The sequence below is a fragment of the Nocardia sp. CC201C genome (assembly GCF_030010695.1).
GTDB lineage: Bacteria > Actinomycetota > Actinomycetes > Mycobacteriales > Mycobacteriaceae > Nocardia > Nocardia otitidiscaviarum.
This window is the reverse complement of sequence record NZ_JASCXP010000102.1, coordinates 1-19,281: the sequence shown is the minus strand read 5'-3', so window position 1 is coordinate 19,281 and position 19,281 is coordinate 1. Positions and strand designations below refer to the sequence as shown.

The window sequence follows — 19,281 nt, the reverse complement described above, 5'->3', positions numbered from 1 at the left end:
TGGTGGTTGTGTGTAGATGCTGTGGGGTCTCTGAGAGCGGCGGCCTATCGGGCCGATCCGGGGGCAAGATGAGCGCATGGATGTCGTCGATGCGGTCGGGCCCAGCCTGACAGGGGTGCTGCACCGGAACCTGCTCTGGATGGGGTGGAATACGGTATTGGCTTGGATCCCGGTGGGTTTGGCGCTGCTGGTGTTCCGGATGGCGAAACCGCGGGAGCGGCGGCTGCCGGTGTCGCCGGTGTGGTGGGCGGGAGCGCTGCTGTTGCTGCTGTTCCTGCCGAACGCGCCGTACGTGGTGACCGATCTGGTGCATTTGCGCGATGACATCCGGTGGGCGGGGGACGGGCCGGTCGTGACCACCGTGCTGCCGGTGTACGCGGCCTTCATCGCCTCCGGGTTCGTGGCCTACTACCTGGTGCTCGGTGAGATGAACCGCTTCCTGGACCGGTCCGGCCTCGGGGCCTGGCGGACCCCGGTGACGCTGCTGACGCATCTGCTGTGCGCGGTCGGCGTCTTTCTGGGGCGCTGGGTGCGGCTCAATTCGTGGGAACCGGTGGTGCAGCCGCGCGACACGTTCGAACGCATGCTGCTGGCGCTCGGCTGGGAATGGGCCCCGCTCCTCATTTCCGCCGTCTTCGTGGCAACAGCGGTGGGGCACTTCGTGACTCGTGCGGTGGTCGAGGCGGCGACCGACAGTGTGCGCAGGGGAGCGCTGTCGCTGCGCACACTGGGGGCCGCGCGCCCGACCACCGGCCGCGCCTAGGACGTCAGGCGGCCGGGCCGATCACGAAATGCCCAGTCGCTCTTGGGCGATCACCCGTACCGCCTTCTTGTCAGGCTTGCCGAGCCCGGTCAGCGGCAGCTTGTCGATGACCACGACATTCTTCGGCACCTGCACCGAACCCTTGCGCTGCTTGACCGTGGCCTGGATCTGCGCGGTCACCGTGTCCACCGCGGCGGCATCGGCGGCAGTGGCCGCGTCGAGCACCACGACCGCGGTCACCGCCTCGCCCCACTGCGGATCCGGCACGCCCACCACCGCGACATCGAGGACGGCGGGATGCTCGGACACCACGTCCTCCACCTCGCGCGGGAACACATTGAACCCGCCGGTCACGACCATATCCTTGCTGCGTCCGACGATGTGCAGGAAGCCGTCCTCGTCCTCGCGGGCGAGGTCGCCGGTGTGCAGCCAACCGTTCTTGAACGTCTCGGCCGTCACCTCGGGCAGGTTCAGGTAACCGGCCGCCAGCAGCGGCCCGGAGACGCAGATCTCGCCCACCTCACCCTGCGGCACGACCTCGCCCTTGTCGTCGATGAGAGCGACGCGCAGCGCGACCGAGGGCCGCCCGCAGGAGCTCAGCCGCGCCGTGTCGTGCTCGTCCTTGGCCAGGTAGCTGATGGCCATGGGGGCCTCGGACTGCCCGAAGTACTGCGCGAAGATCGGCCCGAAGCGCTCGATGGCCTGGGTCAGCCGGTTCGGATCGATGGCGGACGCGCCGTAGTAGACGGTCTCCAGCGACGACAGATCCCGCGTCTTCGAGTCCGGGTGGTCGAGCAGCGCGTAGATCATGGACGGCACCAGCATGGTGGCGCTGATCTTGTGCTCCTCGATGGCCTTCAGCACCTCACCGGCGTCGAAGCGCGGCAGCACGATGCATTCACCGCCCAGCAGCACCACCGGCACGAAGAACGCCGCGCCCGCATGGGAGAGCGGCGTGCAGATGAGGAATTTCGGACGCTTCGGCCACTCCCATTCCGACAGCTGGATCTGCGTCATGGTGGCCATGGTGAGCGCGGTGCCGACCACGCCCTTGGGTTTGCCGGTGGTGCCGCCGGTGTAGCTCACCGAGATGACATCGTCGGGCCGCAGTTCGGTGGCCTCGATCGGTTCGGGTTCGAACTTCTCCACCTCGGCGAGGAAGTCCACGCCGACATCGGCCAGCTCGTCCGGTACGGGGCCGAGGACGAGCACCTTGGTCAGGTTCGGCACCCGGTCGACCAGTGCGCGGGCGCGCTGCACGAAGGCGGGTACCGGATCCAGGATCAGGGTGGTGATGCCGGCGTCGGCGAGGACGTACGCGTGATCGTCGAGTCCGCCGATGGGGTGCAGCGCGGTCCGCCGCTGCCCGCGGACCTGCCCGGCCGCGATGGTGAACAGCACCTCGGGACGGTTGAGCGCGAGAATGCCGACCGGCGTTCCGGTGCTCACGCCATTGGCTTCGAACGCGGCCACGTACCGGCTGATGGCGTTCAGCACGTCCGCACCGGTGAGCACGGTATCGCCCAGTGTCACAACGGGATTGCGCTTGTGGCGGCGCAGTCCGGCGAGCAGGCTGTGGCCGTTGTGCACCGGCATCCGCAGGCGGGTGTCGGGATCGATGGCAGTCATGGGTAATTCAACTCCCGTTCCGGTCAGGCGCTGGGCGCGGCGTAGAGGGTGACGACGGTGGCACCGCCGAGTCCGAGGTTGTGGGCGAGGGCGATCCGAGCATCGGGTACCTGCCGCTCACCGGCGAGACCCCGCAGCTGCCAGGACAATTCGGTGGCCTGCGCGAGTCCGGTGGCCCCCAGCGGGTGGCCCTTGGAGATGAGGCCGCCGGAGGGGTTCACCACCCAGGTGCCGCCGTAGGTGGTGGCCCCGGATTCGGCCAGCGCACCGGATTCGCCTTCGCCACAGAGTCCGAGGGCTTCATAGGTGATGAGTTCGTTGATGGAGAAGCAGTCGTGCAGTTCGATCACGTCGACATCGCCGATGTCGATTCCGGCGCTGTCGAATACCCGCTGTGCGGCGCGACGGGTCATACCCGAGCCCACCACATCGATCATCGATCCGGAGGCGAAAGCGGCGGAATCGTCGGTGGCCAGTTCCTGGGCGAGGATCTCCACGGCCTGCGCCTCGAGTCCGTGCTCCCGCACGAACTCCTCGCTCACCACCACCGCGGCCGCCGCCCCGTCGGACATGGGGGAGCACTGCGAGCGGGTGAGCGGTCCGTGCACCGGCTTGTCGGTCAGCACCTCGTCGAGGGTGTACGCGTTCTGGAACTGCGCCAGCGGATTCCGGGTCGAATGTTCGTGGTTCTTCACCGCCACCCGCGCCAGCTGCTCGGGCGTGGTGCCGTACCGCTTCATGTGTTCGATGGCGGCATTGCCGAAGAACTGCGTGGTGATGGGTGCGTTCCCGAAGTCGAACTGCCCGCGCATGACGGCCAGGTGGTGGTCCACGGTGGTCGCCTTGGGCTTGCTGGCCGGCCCGGCCATGGCCTCCTTGGTCATCTGCTCGAACCCGACTGCCAGCGCCACGTCGGCGAGGCCGGCGCCGACCCATTCCCGGGCCAGCATGAGCGCGGTGGAGCCGGTGGCGCAGTTGTTGTTGACGTTCACCATCGGAATGCCGGTGAGTCCGATGTCGTAGAGGGCGCGCTGCCCGGCCGCGGACGGCTGGAAGACGTAGCCGGCGGCGACGCGCTGGATCCGGTCGTAGCCGATGCCCGCGTCGCCGAGCGCCCCGCGTACCGCCTCCGCGACCATCTCCGGATAGGTCCAATCGCGGGAGCCGATCTTGACGAACGGCGTCATGGCGACACCCACGATGAATACGCGTCGCATACTTGGCACTCCTTCTGTCGGAAAACTGCTGCGAATTGGTGCGGTGCGCTAGTCGGCGCGCGGAATACGGCCGTCGATATCGGTGAATCCGTACTCGTCCGCGAGATCGGCCACCCGCCAGGCTTTTCCGGTCCGCTTGCGGCGTTCGGGATCGGCGGCCAGTGCGACCACGGCACGGCCCGGGAAGCGCGGCGACTCGGCGGCGTCGAGGTCGAAGGTGCCCTCACCAGGCAGCGTGACCACCCGACGGCCGTGTTCGTCGGCCGGAACCATCTGCAGCAGTTCGGTATTCACGATGCCGGGCCAGATGGACACCGCCGTGACCTCGGTATCGGCGAGATCGTGCGCGAAGTCGGCGGTCATCCGGTCCAGGGCGTTCTTGCCGACGCCGTAGACGGCATTGTGCATGTGCCGCTGCGCGCCGGGCGAGGACACGTTCACGATCAGTCCGCCCGCCTCGATGAGCAGGGGAGCGGCGAAAACGCTTGCCACGTAATGGGATCGCACCCCGATATCGAAGGTCTCGTCCCAGGCTTTCGGCGGCACGTCCCAGAACTTGCGTCCGAGCCAGCGCGCCGCCGACGGCGAGTTGTAGACATTGTTCACCAGCACGTCGAGTCGCCCGTGGTCGGCGCGCACCTGGGCGAAGAGCCGTTCCACCGCCGCGTCGTCGTGGTGATCGCACACCACCGCCACTCCCGCGCCGCCGAGCTCGGTGATCTCGGCGGCGGTGGCGTGCACGGTTCCGGGCAGCTGTCCGGCCGTGGTGCTGCGGCCGGTGACGTACACGGTCGCACCCGCCGCGCCCAGCTCCAGGGCGATGCCCTTGCCGATACCGCGACTCGCGCCGGTGACCACCGCGACCCGGCCGTCGAGAATCTTGGGTATTTCGCTCACAACCGCTGGACACTACCTTGAAATAAGAACGTGTTCTAGAAGTTGGAGGCGGTAGTGGAGAACAGCCATCGCACGGTGCGGACCAGCGGCATCGATATGCATGTCACCGAGCGGGGGCAGGGGCACCCGGTGGTGTTCTGTCACGGGTTCCCGCACACCGGTTTCGTGTGGCACCACCAGGTCGAGGCGCTGGCCGCGGCGGGCTACCGGGCACTGGCCCCCGACCTGCGCGGATATGGTCGCACCGACGCTCCCGACGCTCCCGAGGCGTACACCAACGCGGCCGTCATCGGGGATCTGCTCGCGCTGCTCGACGACATCGGAGCCGAGCGGGCCGTCTTCGTCGGCCTGGATTTCGGGGCGCAGCTGGTGTGGGAGCTGGCGTTGCGCGCCCCCGAGCGGGTGGACGGCGTCATGGTGTTGAACAATCCGTTCGCCCCGCGCCCGCCCAAGCCGCCGTCGGCGTTCTGGACCAAGGCCGCGCGGCGGCACTTCCTGCACCTGTCGTACTTCCAGGAGCCGGGTGTGGCCGATGCCGAACTCGCCGCCCGCCCACGGGAATTCCTGGCCCGGGTGTACTACTCGCTCAGCGGCGCCTACCACTATCTCGACACCTGGAAGAATCCTCCCGGCCTCGGCTACCTGGACGTACTGCCGGATGCCCCCGCACTGCCGTGGTCCTGGCTCACCCAGGAGGAATTCGACACTCTCGCCGCCGATTTCGAGCGCACCGGATTCACCGGCGGCCTCAACTGGTACCGCAATCTGGACCGCAACTGGGAACTGACCGCCGACTTCGCCGACGCGACGGTGAGCGTGCCCGCCTATTTCCTCTACGGCGAGCACGATCCCGATATGGAGGGCTTCAGTGGCCGCGATCCGCTGGCCACCATGCGGGCCGCGGTCCCGGACCTGCGCGCGGTGGTGGAGGTGCCCGGTGCGGGACATCTGGTGCAGCTCGAGAATCCGGGCGCGGTGAACGAGTTCCTGCTCACCGGCCTCGGCGGTCTCGGGCTGACTCCGGCCACGACGTCCGCGTACCGCTAGACTGCGCGACGTTCGCGTACGGCTGGACTGCGCGACGTTCGCGTACGGCTGGACCGCGCGACGTTCGCGTACGGCTGGACCGCGCGACGTTCGCGTACCGCTGGACCGTGTGCGACGTTCGCGTACCGCTGGACCGAAAGAGCCGTTCCGCGTCTCGGGGGCGCGGTGACTCGGCGACGGCGTCGCCCTTCGATACGCCCTGCCGGTAGGCGTGACGCGGCTCGCGTTCGTCCCTGCCGGGCAGGTCGGCGATGCGCCGATACGGTGGCCGCATGGCAATCGAACAGGGGAGCCGACTCGGCTTTCCGGGCGGCGTCACCGCGCTGGTGCTGCTCAGCGCCGGGGCCGGGGCCATGGACGCGCTGGTGTTCACCGAACTGGGCAAGGTATTCGCCAGCGTGCTGACCGGCAACCTGGTTCTGCTCGGTGTGGCCGTGGCACTCCCGTGGACGGATATCGCGGGTCCACTCACCGTGCTGGGCGGCTATGCGGCGGGCATCGTGGTGGCGGCCCGATGGTGTCGGGCCGAGCGTGGTCGCCGTGCGCGCCGGGTGCTCGAATGTTTACTCGCCGAAGCGGTTCTGGTGAGCGTACTCGCCGGACTGGCCGCATCCTTCGGGGACGGGCTCGGCCGGGCGTCGCTGCTGGTACCGGCCGCGCTGGCCATGGGCATGCAGTCCGCGCTGGTGATGGCGGCCGATCCGAATTCGCCCACCACTTATCTGACGAGCACGTTCACTCGCTTCTGTAGCGATCTCGCCACGACCGGGAAAGCGGACCCGTGGTCGTCGGCACGCATCGCCGGTCTGGTGATCGGCGCGGGTGGCGCTGTGGCCCTGAGCAATGCGGCGGGGTGGTGGGCATTCATGGCGCCCGCGGCATTGATCGTCGCGGCGGTGGGCTTCGTCTGGCGCGGTGTCCGCGCCACACCGACGACCTAGCCGAAGTGACCTAGCCGCAGCGACATAGCCGAACCCGCGAGTCCACCGGCCACCGCGGCTGCCGTGCGGCCGGTGGGCGCGGCCGAGCCGCTATCGTTCACGGTTCGATTCGTCCTCGATGCCTTCGGTGTCGAAGCGCTCCTTGCGGACGGTCCCGGAGACGGTCTGGCTGTCCTCGACCTCGTCGACCGCCAAGCGGACGCGCTCGACCGGGACGGCCTCGGTGTCGACGCTCAGCCGGTCCTCGTGCAGGGTGACCTCGCGCTCCTCTTCGCCGATATCAACGCGTTCCGCGGTGCGCGGATCGGTGATCGGCTCACGTTCGATGCGGACCTCCTCGTGGGTGGTCGGCACCGTGACGGTCTGCTCCTCGGTCACCACGTATGCATCGCGACGGCAATCACACGGTGGGGGCACGGGTGCGCCCGCCATGGATCAGCGCTTCCCGGGTTGGGGTTCGGGACGAATCGTGTCGAGGCGGTCCGCGCAGCGGGTGAGCAGGTCCAGCAGGGTTTGCCGTTCGGCGGCGCTGAACTCCTCGGCCAGGGCGCGTTCGACGCGGACGGCGCGGGCGTCGGCATCGTGCATCACCTGCTCGCCCTGTTCGGTCAGGCGGGTTTCCAAGACATTTCGATGCCAGGCGTGCGGGGTGCGCACGATGAGCCCGCGGTCCTGGAGGTTGGTGAGGATCGTATTCATGGTCGGCGGGGTGACGCCGCACAGCCGGGCCAGGGCGGCGGCGGAGATGCCGGGATTCTCGGTGAGGAAGAGCAGGGCGGCGTACTGCGCGACCGTCACCCCGGCCGGTTTGAGGGCGGCGTTCTTGGCCGCGTTGAGAGCCTGCTCGGCGCGTTTGACATAGGAGCCGATGCGCTCGGCGGCAGGCATGGCGGTCATGCACGCATGGTATCCGGTCGTCCCATGATTAGTGTCTTGACGATCATTAGAACTCTAATCTACATTCGTAGCCGCTCAATGATGAGTAGTCACTCATTCGTGCTGTCGAGAAGAGAAACCCATGCTCACCGCACCTCGTCGCATGCCGACGTCCATCGCGACCCTGGCGGCGGCACTCGTCCTCACCGCCTGCGGGCAGTCCGACGAACCGGCCGCGAGCTCGAACGATCCCGGGACGCGGGTCGTCACCGCCTACACGCTGCCGGATGACCGCGCCTATCCCGAGGGCATCGCCCTCGACGCCCGCACCGGCGACACCTACGTCGGCTCCTACGCCAATGGCGCGGTCTACCGGGCCGCCGCCGGTGCGACCGCGGCGGAGGTCTTCCTGCCCGCCGGCACCGACGGCCGGGCCACGGCCAACGGCATGAAGGTCGACGACCGCGGTCGGCTGTGGGTCACCGATTCCACCGCCGGGGTAGCCGTCTACGACATCGCCACCCGGGCACTGGTCGCGCGCTTCGACGTGCCGGGCGATGCGCCGCGTTTCGTCAACGATCTCGACTTCGCGCCCGACGGCACCGCCTACCTGACCGACAGCATCCGCTCGGTCGTCTACCGCGTGACCCCCGAGCACGTCGCCGCCGGCGGGAATGCCGAACTCGCACCGGTATTCGATCTCGCGCCGCATCTCGAACCACTCCCGGAGGATGCCTTCGGCATCAACGGCATCGTGGTCGATCCGACGGGCCGGTATCTGCTGATCGTCGATATGACCGGCGGGGATCTGTACCGCATCGCGACCGCGCCCGACGCGGCGGAGCCGGTGCGCAAGGTGGTCCTGAACGGTGGCGACGTGGCGCACGGTGACGGCCTGGACCTGGTGGATCACACGCTGCGGGTCGCCCACAACACCACCAACACGCTGAGCCGCTGGACCATGTCCGACGACTACACCACCGCCACCCGCACCGAGCGGTTCACCGACGAATCCCTCGCCATCCCGACGACTCTGGTGCGTGTGGGAGATCGAACGCTGGTCGTGGCCTCCCAGTTCGACAAGGGCGGGCCGATGGCCCCGGGAACGCCCACGACGCCTTTCCGGATTGTCGCTGTACGTATCTGAGGGGGATTGGACCCGCTCACCCCTAGTGCATCAAACTGGTTTGATGTATTTTCGAGGCATGGTGGTCGATCGGGTCCCGCTCCTCATGCGGATGGCCTCGCACCCGTTGCGCTGGGCGCTGCTCACCGAGTTGGCGGGCAGTGACCGGCGCGTGCGGGAACTGGTCACCGCGACCGGGGAGCCGCAGAATCTGGTCTCCTACCATTTGCGACTGCTGCGCTCGGCCGGTCTGGTGACGGTGCGGCGCAGCAGTTTCGACGGCCGCGACAGCTACTACCACCTCGACCTGGACCGCTGCGGCACGGCCTTCGCCGCGGCATCGGCGGCGCTGCATCCCGCCCTGGCTCCCACCGTCGACGCCGCCGGGGAGCCGTCCGGCGCGGTGCTGTTCCTGTGCACCGGAAACAGTGCCCGCTCGCCGATGGCGGAGGCGCTGTTGCGCCGGCGGGGTGGCGGTGCCCTCGAGGTGGCCAGTGCGGGCAGTCATCCCAAGCCCGCACTGCATCCGAACACCGTGCGCGTCATGCGGGAGCGGTACGGCATCGACCTCGGCGGTCACGGCACCATGGGACTGTCGGCCGTCGCCGACCGCCACTTCGACTACGTGATCACGTTATGCGACAAGGTCCGTGAGGTACCCCGTGACCACGGGTCGGCCGTCAGCATGCACTGGAGCATGCCGGACCCGGCGGCCGCCGGGTCCACTCCGCAGGCCGAATACGCCGAGTTCTGCCGTGTCGCGGCTGAACTCGACACCCGTATCCGATTCCTGTCGACCGCTATCAGACCCACATTCACTCCCAGGAGTGTCGATTATGTCGAACACCGCAACTGACCAGATCAGCGTCCGCTATATGGTCGACGATGTCGCCGCCGCGCTCGCCTTCTACACCGACAACTTCGGCTTCAGCGTCGATCTCGACGCCGCCCCGGTTTTCGCCGGAATCAGCCGTGGCCCACTGCGACTGCTGCTCTCCGGGCCGAAGAGTTCCGCCGGCCGCCCCATGCCCGACGGCGAGGTCCCGCACCCGGGTGGATGGAACCGCGTCCAGCTCATCGTCGACGATATCGCCGCCGAGGTCGAGCGACTGCGTGCCGCCGGGGTGCCGTTCCGCAACGACATCGTGAAAGGCCCCGGCGGACAACAGATCCTGCTGCTCGATCCGGCGGGTAATGTCGTCGAACTCTTCCAACCGGCGGCAGGCTGACCCGCGCGGAGCTACTCGCTTTCGGCGAGGGCGGCCAGACGGTCGATGGAGGCCAGTAGCTTGTCCGGGGTCGTCGCACGGGCTCGGGGGAGGCGCTTCTCGTCGGTCAGGTTCGACCAGTCGTAGGTGTGGGTGACCCGAGTCCGGTTGTCGCCCAGGGGCTCCAGTTCCCAGCGCCACAGGTGGCCGGGGGAGTCTTTGCCGGGTTCCGAGGGCAGCCAGGCGATGCGGCGGCCCTCCTCGAACTCGACGATGTGGTTCTCGCGGACATGGCCGTTGGTGAGCGTCATCGTGAACACCGCACCCGCCGCGCGCACGCGCTGCCCGTCCGGTGCGCGATCGAGATTCTCGTTGCCGTCCCAGCGCGGCTGCTGTGCCGGATCGGCGATGAGGTCGAAGATCCGCTCCGCGTTGGCGGCGACTTCCCGGCTGGCGCTCACGACCCGTGCGACATCAATGCTGTCCGTCATGCCTCGATCGAAGCATATGACCGGTGTACAACCAATGCCGCCACCGCGGCGGCGAGCAGGACGGCGGTGGCGATACCGAAGGCCGCGGTGTACCCGCTCCCGAGCACCGGTGCGACGACCAGCGGGCCGAGCGTCTGCCGTCAGCTCGGTTGTCGCGCGGCTGATCTCTCGTCAGCGCCGCGTCACGCGTTGGGCGTAAGCGGCCCTCGCCCGATGCGGCGACCCACCTGGTGCAGCGGCACGGCAGGCGCGACGGTAGGGCAGGCGTGAACGTAGGGCATGTGTGGCGAGACCCCTAGCGACATTCACGGCCCCGATCGACACCGCCAACGGCATCGCCGTCCGCCGATCGCCCGCCGAGTGGAATGCCAACGCCCGCAGAGTGGTCCGGGCAAGAGTGGGCGGCAACCCGCACCGCCCTGGATCAGCCGGATGCGATCAGCGCGGCAGGTCGGCGGCGGCCGACTCGTCGAGCAGCCAGGTGGTGGACTCCGCTCCGACCGCACCGGCGGACGGGACGTCCAGGGGTGACGCGCCATTGAGGGCGGCGGCCACCGCGGCGGCCTTGGCCTCGCCGGAGACCACCAGCACCACGTGGCGGGACTGCCGCACGGCGGGCAGCGTCAGCGTCACCCGCACCGGCGGCGGCTTCGGCGAATCCGTCACCGCCACGACGAGTTCGTGTTCTTCGCGAACCGCATCGGTATGCGGGAACAGGGAATTGACATGGCCCTCGCCGCCCATGCCGAGCAGGTGCAGGTCGAAGAAGCCGTTGTCGCCGAGATGGCTGCGCACGGTGCGCAGGTACGCCGCCGCCGCCTCGAGCGGGTCCGGGTACTCGCTGTCGGATGTGGCCACCGGGTACACGCGGGAGGGGTCCACCGGAACATGGTCCAGCAGCGCCCGCCGGGCTTGCAGATCATTGCGTTCCGGATCGTCGGCGGGCAGGAATCGTTCATCACCCCAGAAGATGTCGATGCGCGACCAGTCGATCTCCCCGGGGGCCCGCCGCACCACCTCGAGCAGGCCGATGCCGGTGCCGCCGCCGGTCAGCACCACCGATGCCGACCCGCGCAGCCGCTGGGCCTCGACCACCTGGGCGACGAACCGCGCGGCGGCGGCCTCGACCAGATCCTCGGTGCCGGTGAAGGTTTCGACGGCGGGCTTACTCATAGGTCACCCTTTCGATGCCGGTGAGGGCTTCGGCGTAGATGTCGTCGGCTTCCAGATGCCGCAGCTCCTCCGCCAGACAGTCCCGGGTCTCCCGGCGCGCCAGTGCGAAGCGCTGCGACGGCTCCCCGGTGCGGGCCAGGGTCGCGGTCCGACCCTCCTGCGGTCGCGAGATCGCGATCGACACCGTGGGCCTGCGGATCTCGACCTTCAGATCACCGGACCGGCGCAGCACCGGGCAGGACAGCCGCGCGGCCAACCAGCCCGCCAGCATGTCCAGGGCCGGTTCGTCACGCAGACCCGACACGGTCACGGACTCCACGGGTTCGAATGGGGCCTCGTCGAGCGCGGCGGCCAGCAGCGCCCGCCAGTAGGTGACCCGGCTCCACGCCAGATCGGTATCGCCGGGCGCGTAGGCGTTGCGCCGCTTTTTGATCGTGGCCTGTGGATCCGGCGCGAAGGTGGCGTCGGTGATGCGGCGGGTCGCCAGGCGGCCCACCGCGTCCTTGGACGGGAACTCCGGTGCGCCGCGCGGCCACCACGCCACCACCGGGGTGTCCGGCAGCAGGAACGGGGTGACCACGCTGGCCTCGTGGGAGACCAGATCGCCCTGCAACCGCAGCACTATCACCTCGGCCGCGCCCGCGTCACCGCCGACCCGGATCTGCGCGTCCAGCCGGGTCGCCGCGGTGCGATCCCCGCGCGCCAGCACGATGACGCGGCAGGGATGTTCGCGGCTGGCGTCGTTGGCGGCCTCGATGGCGTCCTCGGCCTCGGAGCTGTCCAGGGTGCACACCACCAGGGTGAGCACCCGGCCCACGGTGATCACGCCATTGGCCTCGCGCAGCGAGATGAGGCGCTTGGATACCTCGCGGGTATCCGTATCCGGCATGTCGATGATCACGGCCGCCGCCATTCCCGCCCGCTGCGCGCGAGCATCTCGTCGGCTGATTCCGGACCCCAGGTGCCCGCCTCGTACGGTTCGGGTCGCCCGTCGGCCGCCCAGCGTTCGAGGACGGGATCGAGGATGCGCCAGGACAATTCGACCTCCTCGTTGACCGGGAACAGCGACGGCACCCCGAGCAGCACGTCGAGGATGAGCCGCTCGTACGCCTCGGGGGAGTCCTCGGTGAACGCCTCGCCGTAGGAGAAGTCCATGTTCACGTCCCGGACCTCCATGCTGGAGCCGGGCACCTTGGACCCGAACCGCATGGTGATGCCCTCATCCGGCTGCACCCGGATGACCAGCGCGTTCTGGCCGAGCTCCTCGGTCATGGTCTGGTCGAAGGGCAGGTGCGGAGCCCGTTTGAACACCACGGCGATCTCGGTCACCCTGCGGCCCAGGCGTTTTCCGGTGCGCAGATAGAACGGCACACCGGCCCAGCGGCGCGTCTCCACGGCGAGGGTGATGGCGGCGTAGGTCTCGGTGGTGGAGTCGGGGTCGAAGCCCTCCTCCTGCAGCAGTCCGGCCACGGGCTCACTGCCCTGCCAGCCCGCCGTGTACTGCCCGCGCGCGGTCGTCTCGTCCAGGGGTTCGACGAGTTTGGTCGCCGAGAGCACCTTGATCTTCTCGATCTGCAGCTGCTTGGGCTGGAAGCTCACCGGTTCCTCCATGGCGGTGAGCGCCAGCAGTTGCAACAGATGGTTCTGGATGACGTCGCGTGCCGCCCCGATACCGTCGTAATACCCGGCGCGCCCGCCCAATCCGATGTCCTCGGCCATGGTGATCTGCACATGGTCGACGTAGTTGGCGTTCCAGATCGGATCGAACAGCTGGTTCGCGAAGCGCAGCGCCAGGATGTTCTGCACCGTCTCCTTGCCGAGGTAGTGGTCGATGCGGAAGACCGTCTGCTCCGGGAACACCCGATTCACCAGGGCATTGAGATCCTGTGCGCTGTCCAGGTCGTGTCCGAACGGCTTCTCGATCACCACTCGTCGCCACGGCGCGGGATCGCCCGCACCCGGGGCCGGTTGGGCCAGCCCGTTCTTCGACAGCTGATCCAGCACGACGGGGAACTCGGTCGGCGGAATCGCGAGGTAGAAGGCGTGATTGCCGCCGGTGCCGCGATCGCGGTCGAGATCCTTGAGGGTGGTGGCCATCCGGTGGAAGGCCCCGTCGTCCTCGAAAGTGCCCTGGACGAAACGCAATCCCTCGCGCAGCTGTTGCCACACTTCCTCCCGGAAGGTGGTGCGGGCGGAGGATTTGATCGACTCGTGGACCAGATCGGCGAACTCGTCGTCGCTCATATCCCGTCGGGCGAACCCGACCAGGGCGAAACCGGGCGGCAGCAGCCCCCGGTTCGCCAGGTCGTAGATGGCCGGCAGCAACTTGCGCCGCGACAGGTCACCGGTCACCCCGAAGATCACCATGCTGCACGGTCCAGCGATCCGGGGAACCCGGCTGTCCCGCTCGTCGCGGAGCGGATTCCCCGTCGTGACCGTCGTCGGCGCGCCGGTCACGGTCAGTTGCCCCCGGCCGCCGTCAATTGTTCCGTGGTGGCCGTGAGCAATTCGTTCCAGGAGGTGACGAATTTGTCCACGCCCTCGGTCTCCAGCACCCGGAACACGTCGTCGAGATCGATGCCCACGGCCGCGAGCTCGTCGAAGACCTGCGCCGCGTCGGCGGCGGTGCCGGAGACGGTGTCGCCCCGGATCTCCGCGTGGTCGGCCACGGCCTCGAGGGTCTTCTCCGGCAACGTGTTCACCGTGTTCGGGGCCACCAGTTCGGTGACGTACATGGTGTCGGAGTATTCCGGGTTCTTCACCCCGGTCGACGCCCACAGCGCGCGCTGCTTGTTCGCGCCCGCCGAGGCCAGATGGTTGTAGGTCGAGGTGTGCTTACCGCCGTCGAACACGTCCTGGTAGGCGGCATAGGCCAAGCGCGCGTTGGCGATTCCCGCCTTGCCGCGCAGGGCGAGGGCCTCCGGGGTGCCGATGGCCTCCAGCCGCTTGTCGATCTCGGTGTCCACGCGGGAGACGAAGAACGACGCGACCGACTGGATCTTGGCCAGATCCCGGCCCTGCACCTGGGCATTGCGCAGACCGTCGAGGTACGCGCCCATGACGGACTTGTAGCGCGCCACCGAGAAGATGAGGGTGACGTTCACGCTGATGCCCTCGCCGATCACCCGGGTGATGGCGGGCAGCCCCGCTTCGGTGGCCGGAATCTTGATGAACAGATTGGGCCGGTCCACGATCTTCCACAGCTCCACGGCCTGCGCCACGGTGCCGTCGGTGTCGAAGGCCAGCCGCGGGTCGACCTCGATGGAGACGCGGCCGTCGAGTCCGCCGGTCTGCTCGTACACATCGGCGAGCACATCGCAGGCGGCGCGCACGTCGTCGGTGGTGATGACGCGCACGGCCTGATCGGCGTCCGCGCGCTGGGCGGCGAGCTCGCGCACCTGGGCGTCGTAGGAGTGGCCCTTGCTGAGCGCGCCCTGGAAGATGGTCGGGTTGGTGGTGACGCCGACGACGCTGCGGGTCGCGATCAGCTCGGCGAGATTGCCGGACTGGATGCGGTCGCGCGACAGATCGTCGAGCCACACCGAGACACCCGCGGCATACAGCGCCGCGGTGTTCGGGTTCTGAGTCATGGTGGCTATCCCTTCACCGTGTCGAGGGAACGGGTTGCGGCCGCGACTACGGCCTCGGGTGTGATGCCGAACTCGCGGAACAGTGTCTTGTAGTCGGCCGACGCGCCGAAGTGCTCGATGGAGACGATCTCCCCGGCCTCGCCGACGAAGCGGTACCACGGCATCGCGATCCCGGCCTCCACGACCACCCGCGCGCGCACCGAGGGCGGCAGCACGGAGTCCCGGTACGCCTGATCCTGCGCGTCGAACCACTCCACGCACGGCATGGACACCACGCGGGTGCCGATGCCCTGCGCCTCCAGCGTAGTGCGCGCCTCGACCGCGAGGTGCAGCTCCGAACCGGTGGCGATGAGGATCACCTGCGGTGTACCGGTGGAGGATTCGGCCAGGATGTAACCGCCCTTGGCGACGCCCTCGTAGGAGGTGCCCTCCAGGACCGGCAGGTTCTGGCGGGTGAGCGCCAGCGCGGACGGGCCGTCCTGGTGCGCGGGCTCGGACACCAGGAAGTGCGAATCCCGCTCGGCGGAGTCGCGTTCCAGGATGGTGCGCCAGGCGTAGGTGGTCTCGTTGGCGTCACCCGGGCGCACCACGTTCAGGCCCGGAATGGCGCGCAGCGCGGCCAGGTGCTCGATCGGCTGGTGGGTGGGGCCGTCCTCGCCGAGGCCGATGGAGTCGTGGGTCCACACGTAGGTGACCGGGGTGCGCATGAGCGCGCCCAGGCGCACGGCGGGCCGCATGTAGTCGGAGAACACCAGGAAGGTGCCGCCGTACGGGCGGGTCGGTCCGTGCAACGCGATGCCGTTCAGGATCGAGCCCATAGCGTGCTCGCGCACCCCGAAGTGCAGGGTGCGGCCGTACGGATCGGCCTTCCACATCCCGGTGGAGATGGACTCCGGGCCGAAGGACGGCACATCCGGCATCGTCGTGTTGTTGGATTCGGCGAGGTCGGCCGAACCGCCCCACAGCTCCGGCAGCACCGGCGCGAGCGCCGCGAGGACCTTGCCGGACGCCTTGCGAGTGGCCATACCGCTCGGATCGGGCGCGTGCACCGGCAGCACGTCGGTCCAGCCCGCGGGCAGGCGACGCTCCTGGAGCCGGTCGAACAGCTCCTTGTTCTCGGGGTTGGCGGCGGCCCAGGCGTCGAACCGCTCCTGCCAGGCGGCCTTGGCCTTCTTGGCGCGGTCGGCGGCATTGCCGCGGGTGTGCGCGATCACGGCGGCGTCGACGTCGAAGGTCTTGTCCGGATCGAAGCCGAGCACCTTCTTGGTGGCCGCGACCTCGTCCGCGCCCAGCGCCGCGCCGTGCGAAGCGCCGGTGTTCATCTTGTTGGGGGCCGGGTAGCCGATGATGGTGCGCAGCAGGATGATCGACGGCTTGTCGGTCACGCTCTGGGCGTGCGCCACCGCCGCCTCGAGGGCGACCACATCCTCGCCGCCCTCGACCACCTGCACGTCCCAGCCGTAGGCGCGGTAGCGCGCGGCGACATCCTCGGTGAAGGCGATCCGGGTGTCGTCCTCGATGGAGATGCGGTTGTCGTCGTAGAAGACGACGAGGTTGCCCAGCTGCTGGGTGCCGGCGAGCGAGGACGCCTCGGAGGTGACGCCCTCTTCCATGTCGCCGTCCGAGGCCACCACGTAGATGTAGTGGTCGAACGCGCTCTCACCCTGCGCGGCGGACGGATCGAACAGGCCGCGCTCGCGTCGGGCCGCCATCGCCATGCCCACCGCGGAGGCCAGGCCCTGGCCGAGCGGGCCGGTGGTGATCTCGACACCGTCGGTGTGCCGGTACTCCGGGTGGCCCGGGGTGAGCGAACCCCACTTGCGCAGGTTGACCAGATCGTCCAGCTCCAGGCCGAAACCGGCCAGGTACAGCTGGATGTAGAGGGTCAGGCTGGAGTGTCCGCAGGACAGGACGAAACGGTCGCGCCCCACCCACTTCGGATCGCTCGGATCGTGCCGCATCACACGCTGGAACAGCGTGTACGCCAGCGGGGCGAGGCTCATCGCGGTGCCGGGGTGGCCGTTGCCCGCGTTCTGCACCGCGTCGGCGGCGAGGACCCGGGCGGTGTCGACGGCCCTGGTGTCGACGTCGGTCCAGTCGGCGGGGTGGCGGGGCTGGGTGAGGGCGCGGATGTCGTCTGTGACTGACACGACCGAGGTTCTCCTGACCTTTTCGTCAACGATGCGGTTGTGGGTTCGCTGCGGGGTGCTGCGGTGCGAAGCTCCGCACCGACACCCACCACCCTAAGGGTGACCGTTTCGGCGCCGTACAAGAACCCGCGTTCACCGGCCGCCGTGTCGTATGTTCGTTGCTTCGCGCGGACCCGTTCGTGACCGCTCGGAACCCGAGTCGCGATGCGGTCTCGGGCAACCCACGCCCATACCTGGGCGAGAGTGCTGTCGCCCACGGTCTACCATGCTGTGTAGTAGTGGCCGCGCCGCACTGGGCTCCAGTCGTCGTCGATGTTCGAGCGCGCTGCTAGTTCCACGACCGGATCAACATGCACGTTGTGCGAGGAGAAACAGTGCGGATTGGGCAACAACCGGGTGGGGCGCACGGCTCCTCCGGCACGGTGCTGGCCGACCGCGTGACGGGCAGTGGCCCGCTGTCGGCGGCGGCGCGGCGTGTACTCGCCTATATCGCGCTGACCAAGCCGCGCGTGATCGAGCTGCTGCTCGTCGCCACCATTCCCACCATGCTGCTGGCCGACCGCGGTCACGTCGACATCCGCCTCATTCTGGCCACGCTGTTCGGTGGCTGGATGGGTGCGGCGAGCGCGAACACGCTGAACTGCGTCGCCGACGCCGATATCGACAAGGTGATGAAGCGGACCTCCAAGCGGCCACTGGCGCGCGAGGCGGTACCCACCCGCAATGCCGCGATCTTCGGCATCACGCTGGGGCTGGCGTCCTTCGCCTGGTTGTGGTGGCAGGCGAACCTGCTCAGCGGCGCGCTGGTGGTGGCGACGATCCTGTTCTACGTCTTCGTCTACACCCTCGGCCTCAAGCGCCGCACCTCGCAGAACGTGGTGTGGGGCGGCGCGGCCGGGTGCATGCCCGCCCTGGTCGGCTGGTCGGCGGTCACCGGCAATGTCGGCTGGCCCGCCATCGTGCTGTTCGCGGTGATCTTCTTCTGGACGCCGCCGCACACCTGGGCGCTGGCCATGCGCTACAAGGAGGACTACCGGGCGGCCGGGGTGCCGATGCTGCCGGTGGTGGCCACCGAGCAGGCGGTCACCAAGCAGATCGTCGTCTACACCTGGCTCACGGTGCTGGCCACCTTCGCGCTGGCGCCCGCCGCCGGTGTGATCTACGCCGCGACCGCGCTGGTGGCGGGCGCGTGGTTCCTGCTCATGGCGCATCAGCTGTATTCCGGTGTGCGGCGCGGGGAATCGGTCAAACCGCTGCGACTGTTCCTGCAGTCCAACAACTATCTGGCCGTGGTGTTCTGCGGGCTGGCGGTGGACTCGGTACTGGGGTGGACCACCCTCGGTGAGACCCTGTTCGGCTGAGCCGGATTCCGAACGTCCCGAGCCCGTCGCGCGAGCGGCGGGCTCGTCTCGTTCCCGGTCGGAATTGCCCCGCCGCCGCGCCCTGTTCTACTATCACGACGCGATCCTCATCGCCGTAAGCGTTAACGCCAATCAACGCACCCGCTCCGTCCCATGCGGAGCGACCGCTATTGGTATTCCTACGCTTTCGGAGGACATGATGAATTCTTCGGCATCGCACACCACATCCCGCAAACTCCCCGCACGCTACGCGTCGCTCGTCTTGCCGCTTCTGCTGTCGATCCTGATGACGCTGGTGGTGTCGTTCATCAGCACCGTGAACGGCCGCGGCTTCGACGCCGGTTTCCTCGGCATCTGGCTGCGCGCCTGGGGCGTGTCGTGGTTGATCGCCTTCCCTACGCTGCTGCTGGTGCTACCACTGGTCCGCCGCGTCACGGCCGCCGTGGTGCATATGGGCTGACAGCGCGGTCGCGCTGTCAGCAGCCGGGCTGGAACGGGAAGCAGGCCGGTCCGACGGTGGTCGCCGGGATGGTCGGATCGGTGCTGGTCGGGGTGGTGGTGCGGACCGTGGTCGTCCGTTCGGGGGTGCGGTCCTCGCCGGTGCTGCTGCCGATGCTGCCCGTGCACATGACGGCCACGGACAGGATCAGGAAGACCAGGACCAGGGCGGCCACCGTGGGGAGGTCTCGTCGGCGTCGGCGCGATGCCGTGGGCTGCGAGGTCTCCCACAGCGGGAAGCCCTGGCCCGAGGGCGGGGGACCGGAGGGTGTGCGACCGGGCTCCCCGGAACGCGCGCCCTGCGCGCCCACCGG

Annotated in this window: 19 protein-coding genes and 1 pseudogene; 8 read left to right on the top strand and 12 right to left on the bottom strand. The window is 68.7% G+C overall.

Translation table 11 applies throughout. The features are described from left to right. Positions 1–76: 76 nt before the first annotated feature. The gene (locus tag QK444_RS13600; RefSeq protein ID WP_282780287.1) at positions 77–763 is read left to right on the top strand and encodes a DUF1361 domain-containing protein; all 687 of its coding nucleotides are present in this window, start codon (positions 77–79) and stop codon (positions 761–763) included. A 21-nt stretch (positions 764–784) separates the two neighbouring features. On the opposite strand, the gene fadD8 is transcribed toward QK444_RS13600, so the two are convergent. Genes fadD8 through QK444_RS13585 form a run of 3 tightly spaced genes read right to left on the bottom strand, consistent with a single transcriptional unit; the run spans position 785 to position 4,506 of the window. After that, positions 785–2,392: a fatty-acid--CoA ligase FadD8 gene (gene fadD8, locus QK444_RS13595; protein WP_282780284.1), complete on the bottom strand. Its 1,608-nt coding sequence runs from the start codon at positions 2,390–2,392 to the stop codon at positions 785–787. 23 nt (positions 2,393–2,415) lie between these two features. Then, entirely contained in the window at positions 2,416–3,609 is a 1,194-nt protein-coding gene (locus QK444_RS13590; protein ID WP_282780282.1) for a beta-ketoacyl synthase N-terminal-like domain-containing protein, read from the bottom strand. Between the two features lie 48 nt (positions 3,610–3,657). Beyond that, positions 3,658–4,506, bottom strand: coding sequence for an SDR family NAD(P)-dependent oxidoreductase (locus tag QK444_RS13585; protein WP_282780280.1), 849 nt, complete (start codon positions 4,504–4,506; stop codon positions 3,658–3,660). A gap of 54 nt (positions 4,507–4,560) precedes the next feature. On the opposite strand from QK444_RS13585, the gene QK444_RS13580 reads away from it, so the two are divergent. Together QK444_RS13580 and QK444_RS13575 are read left to right on the top strand one after the other, a co-directional pair. Further along, complete coding sequence (locus tag QK444_RS13580) at positions 4,561–5,553, top strand: alpha/beta hydrolase (RefSeq protein ID WP_282780278.1); 993 nt, start codon at positions 4,561–4,563, stop codon at positions 5,551–5,553. A gap of 272 nt (positions 5,554–5,825) precedes the next feature. Continuing rightward, positions 5,826–6,494, top strand: coding sequence for a YoaK family protein (locus tag QK444_RS13575; protein WP_282780276.1), 669 nt, complete (start codon positions 5,826–5,828; stop codon positions 6,492–6,494). Positions 6,495–6,584: 90 nt separating this feature from the next. Here QK444_RS13575 and QK444_RS13570 read toward each other — a convergent pair whose 3' ends face one another. Further along, positions 6,585–6,872 carry a YsnF/AvaK domain-containing protein gene (locus QK444_RS13570; RefSeq protein WP_282780274.1) on the bottom strand — a complete coding sequence of 96 codons (288 nt, stop codon included), beginning with the start codon at positions 6,870–6,872 and terminating at the stop codon, positions 6,585–6,587. 57 nt (positions 6,873–6,929) lie between these two features. Beyond that, a complete protein-coding gene (locus QK444_RS13565; RefSeq protein ID WP_282780272.1) occupies positions 6,930–7,391 on the bottom strand; it encodes a MarR family transcriptional regulator in 462 nt (153 codons plus the stop codon). A gap of 121 nt (positions 7,392–7,512) precedes the next feature. On the opposite strand from QK444_RS13565, the gene QK444_RS13560 reads away from it, so the two are divergent. Genes QK444_RS13560 through QK444_RS13550 form a run of 3 tightly spaced genes read left to right on the top strand, consistent with a single transcriptional unit; the run spans position 7,513 to position 9,725 of the window. Continuing rightward, positions 7,513–8,517, top strand: coding sequence for a superoxide dismutase (locus QK444_RS13560; RefSeq protein WP_282780270.1), 1,005 nt, complete (start codon positions 7,513–7,515; stop codon positions 8,515–8,517). Positions 8,518–8,575: 58 nt separating this feature from the next. Further along, complete coding sequence (locus QK444_RS13555; RefSeq protein ID WP_282780268.1) at positions 8,576–9,352, top strand: ArsR family transcriptional regulator; 777 nt, start codon at positions 8,576–8,578, stop codon at positions 9,350–9,352. Next, on the top strand, positions 9,333–9,725 hold the full coding sequence (locus tag QK444_RS13550) for a VOC family protein (RefSeq protein ID WP_039814916.1): 393 nt from the start codon (positions 9,333–9,335) through the stop codon (positions 9,723–9,725). The genes QK444_RS13555 and QK444_RS13550 overlap by 20 nt, the downstream gene beginning before the upstream one ends. Positions 9,726–9,736: 11 nt before the next feature. On the opposite strand, the gene QK444_RS13545 is transcribed toward QK444_RS13550, so the two are convergent. The 6 genes from QK444_RS13545 to tkt all read right to left on the bottom strand — a co-directional run bounded on the left by QK444_RS13545 (position 9,737) and on the right by tkt (position 17,108). After that, positions 9,737–10,195 (bottom strand): SRPBCC family protein, encoded by a 459-nt coding sequence (locus QK444_RS13545; RefSeq protein ID WP_282780265.1) that lies wholly within the window; start codon positions 10,193–10,195, stop codon positions 9,737–9,739. A 438-nt stretch (positions 10,196–10,633) separates the two neighbouring features. Then, the gene (gene pgl, locus QK444_RS13540; protein ID WP_282780263.1) at positions 10,634–11,368 is read right to left on the bottom strand and encodes a 6-phosphogluconolactonase; all 735 of its coding nucleotides are present in this window, start codon (positions 11,366–11,368) and stop codon (positions 10,634–10,636) included. After that, positions 11,361–12,269, bottom strand: coding sequence for a glucose-6-phosphate dehydrogenase assembly protein OpcA (gene opcA / locus QK444_RS13535; RefSeq protein WP_282780261.1), 909 nt, complete (start codon positions 12,267–12,269; stop codon positions 11,361–11,363). The genes pgl and opcA overlap by 8 nt, the downstream gene beginning before the upstream one ends. Next, positions 12,266–13,825 carry a glucose-6-phosphate dehydrogenase gene (zwf, locus tag QK444_RS13530; protein WP_282780259.1) on the bottom strand — a complete coding sequence of 520 codons (1,560 nt, stop codon included), beginning with the start codon at positions 13,823–13,825 and terminating at the stop codon, positions 12,266–12,268. The genes opcA and zwf overlap by 4 nt, the downstream gene beginning before the upstream one ends. Positions 13,826–13,827: 2 nt before the next feature. Continuing rightward, positions 13,828–14,958: a transaldolase gene (tal, locus tag QK444_RS13525; protein WP_282780257.1), complete on the bottom strand. Its 1,131-nt coding sequence runs from the start codon at positions 14,956–14,958 to the stop codon at positions 13,828–13,830. A 5-nt stretch (positions 14,959–14,963) separates the two neighbouring features. Further along, entirely contained in the window at positions 14,964–17,108 is a 2,145-nt protein-coding gene (tkt, locus tag QK444_RS13520; protein ID WP_282780255.1) for a transketolase, read from the bottom strand. A 374-nt stretch (positions 17,109–17,482) separates the two neighbouring features. Here tkt and QK444_RS13515 point away from each other — a divergent pair, with 374 nt between their 5' ends. Next, complete coding sequence (locus QK444_RS13515) at positions 17,483–18,469, top strand: heme o synthase (protein WP_282780253.1); 987 nt, start codon at positions 17,483–17,485, stop codon at positions 18,467–18,469. Positions 18,470–18,665: 196 nt separating this feature from the next. Next, on the top strand, positions 18,666–18,929 hold the full coding sequence (locus QK444_RS13510) for a DUF2798 domain-containing protein (protein WP_043599029.1): 264 nt from the start codon (positions 18,666–18,668) through the stop codon (positions 18,927–18,929). A 16-nt stretch (positions 18,930–18,945) separates the two neighbouring features. On the opposite strand, the pseudogene QK444_RS13505 reads toward QK444_RS13510, so the two are convergent. Then, a pseudogene (locus QK444_RS13505) lies at positions 18,946–19,281 on the bottom strand (hypothetical protein); the annotation flags it as partial.